This window comes from Alcanivorax sp. HI0083 (genome assembly GCF_001635175.1).
Genome location: NZ_LWFX01001655.1, coordinates 1 through 2,336 on the forward strand (window position 1 = coordinate 1; position 2,336 = coordinate 2,336).

The 2,336-nt window shown below is 56.3% G+C and carries 1 protein-coding gene and 1 pseudogene; both read left to right on the top strand.

The features are described 5' to 3' along the window. Positions 1–224: 224 nt before the first annotated feature. Positions 225–1,967, top strand: coding sequence for a type I restriction-modification system subunit M (locus tag A3754_RS24340; protein ID WP_063521583.1), 1,743 nt, complete (start codon positions 225–227; stop codon positions 1,965–1,967). Beyond that, a pseudogene (locus tag A3754_RS28660) lies at positions 1,960–2,336 on the top strand (hypothetical protein); the annotation flags it as partial. The gene A3754_RS24340 and the pseudogene A3754_RS28660, both read left to right, overlap by 8 nt.

A 2,336-nucleotide genomic window follows, 5' to 3' on the forward strand; every position in this document is an offset into this window, starting at 1 on the left:
TTCAGTGCCGACGCCCGTGAATATGTGGGGCTGATCGAGAAAAAGATCGTACTCATCGACGGCCAGGAGCTGGCCAAGCTGATGATTCAGTACAACTTGGGGGTGGGAATCAAGGAAACCTATGCCGTGAAGCAGATCGACAGCGACTACTTCAACGAAGAATAACCGGCCACGGTGCTCGCAAACGGGCGCCGGGCGACAAAGACAACACCGAGACAGACCTAATGACCCCAAAGCTCACCCTGCAACAACTGGAATCCTTCCTCTGGGAAGCCGCCGATATCCTGCGCGGCAATATGGATGCCTCCGAGTACAAGGATTACATTTTCGGCATGCTGTTCCTCAAGCGCCTTTCTGATGCGTTTGAGGAAGCCCAGGAAAAGGTGGTCAAGTATTACCTGGGCAAGGGCAAGTCCCGGCAGCAAGCCGAAGCGCTGGCCGACGACGAGGACGAGTACGACAAGACCTTCTACATCCCGGCCAGTGCCCGCTGGGATGCCTTGAAAAACGAAAAGCACAATATCGGGGAAACCCTGAACGTGGCCATGGAGGCCATCGAAGAAAAAAACCACTCACTGGAAGGCGTGCTGGCGTCCATCGACTTCAACATCAAGAACAAGCTCACCGACAAAAAGCTGCAGGATTTGCTCAGCCACTTCAGTAAACACCGGCTGCGCAACGCCGATTTCGAGCGCTCCGACCTGCTCGGCACCGCCTACGAATACCTGATCAAGATGTTCGCCGACAGCGCCGGCAAGAAGGGTGGTGAGTTCTATACCCCCTCGGAAGTGGTGCAGTTGCTGGTGTCCCTGCTCAAGCCCCACGCCGGCATGCGCATCTACGATCCCACTGCTGGTTCCGGCGGTATGCTGGTGCAAACCCGCAACTACCTGGCCACCCACGGCGAGAACAAGACCAACCTGTCCCTCTACGGGCAGGAGATGAACCTGAACACCTGGGCCATCTGCAAGATGAACATGTTCCTGCATGGGGTCTACAGCGCCGACATCAAGAAGGGCGACACCCTGCGTGAGCCGCAGCACACCGAAGCTGGGGCGCTGATGACCTTCGACCGGGTGATCGCCAATCCCCCCTTCAGCCTGAAGAAGTGGGGCAAGGAAGAAGCCGACAGCGATGCCTATGGCCGCTTCCCCTACGGCACCCCGCCCAAGGACGCCGGCGACCTGGCCTTCGTGCAGCACATGATCGCCAGCCTCAACGCTGAGGGCATGATGGGCGTGGTCATGCCCCACGGCGTGCTGTTCCGGGGCTCCAGCGAAAAGGCCATCCGCCAGGGCATTCTCAATGACGACCTGCTGGAAGCCGTCATCGGCCTGCCCGCCGCCCTGTTCTACGGTACCGGCATTCCCGCCTGCCTGCTGATCGTCAACAAGGCCAAGCCCGCCTCACGCCGTGGCAAGGTTTTGTTTATCAACAGTGAGCTGGAATACGAGGAAGGCAAGAATCAGAACAAGCTGCGCCAGCAGGATATCGCCAAGATCGTCCACACCTTCGAGCACTTCGAAGAGATCAAGCGCTATTCCAAAGTGGTGCCGCTGGCCGAGATTGAGGAAAACGACTTCAACCTCAACATTCGCCGCTACGCCGACACCAGCCCGCCCCCGGAAATCTTCGACGTGCGCGCCATCCTCCACGGCGGCATCCCGGTGCGGGAAGTGGAAAGCGAGTATATCCGCGAAGAAATCCTGGAAGACTTTGATGTGTCTGCGGTGTTTGTGAGGCGGGATGAGGAGCCGTCAGCGGGTGAAGGGTATTACGACTTCAAGCCGGAGATCGACAGCAAGGAAGCCATTCGGGATGCCGCGGGTGAAGTGGATGCCAAAGTCATTGCCCAGTTGGAGCGCTGGTGGGACAAGTATCGTGTCTCACTGAGCGAGCTGGATGCCCAGGTTGCGGATGCTGAGAGCGTGATGAAGGGGTATCTACAGGAGCTGGGGTATGAGTAATGCTGTGCCCCATGGGTGGGAAGAGGCAACAATTTTAGAGCTCGGAAATAACCATAAGGATACGGTTCAGACCGGGCCTTTTGGGGCCCAGTTACATGCGTCCGACTACAAAAGTGATGGGGTTCCTCTAATCCTAATTAGAAATATTAAGGACTACGGATTAGATGAGAGAGACATTCCAAAGATATCGCATGAAGATGCTGAGCGGCTTAATCGATACAGACTCAAGGTGGGCGATATTGTTTTCAGTCGAGTAGGGAGGGTTGGGAGCTGTTTTCTAACCACTAAACGAGAAAGTGGGTGGGTTATATCGGGGCAGACATTGCGAATGAGGGTTGATCTGAAAAAGGTAAACCCAGAGTTCTTGGT

Coding starts and splice junctions, on each gene's coding strand:
- A3754_RS24340 (WP_063521583.1), top strand. CDS start 225: ATGACCCCAAAGCTCACCCTGCAACAACTGGAATCCTTCCTCTGGGAA.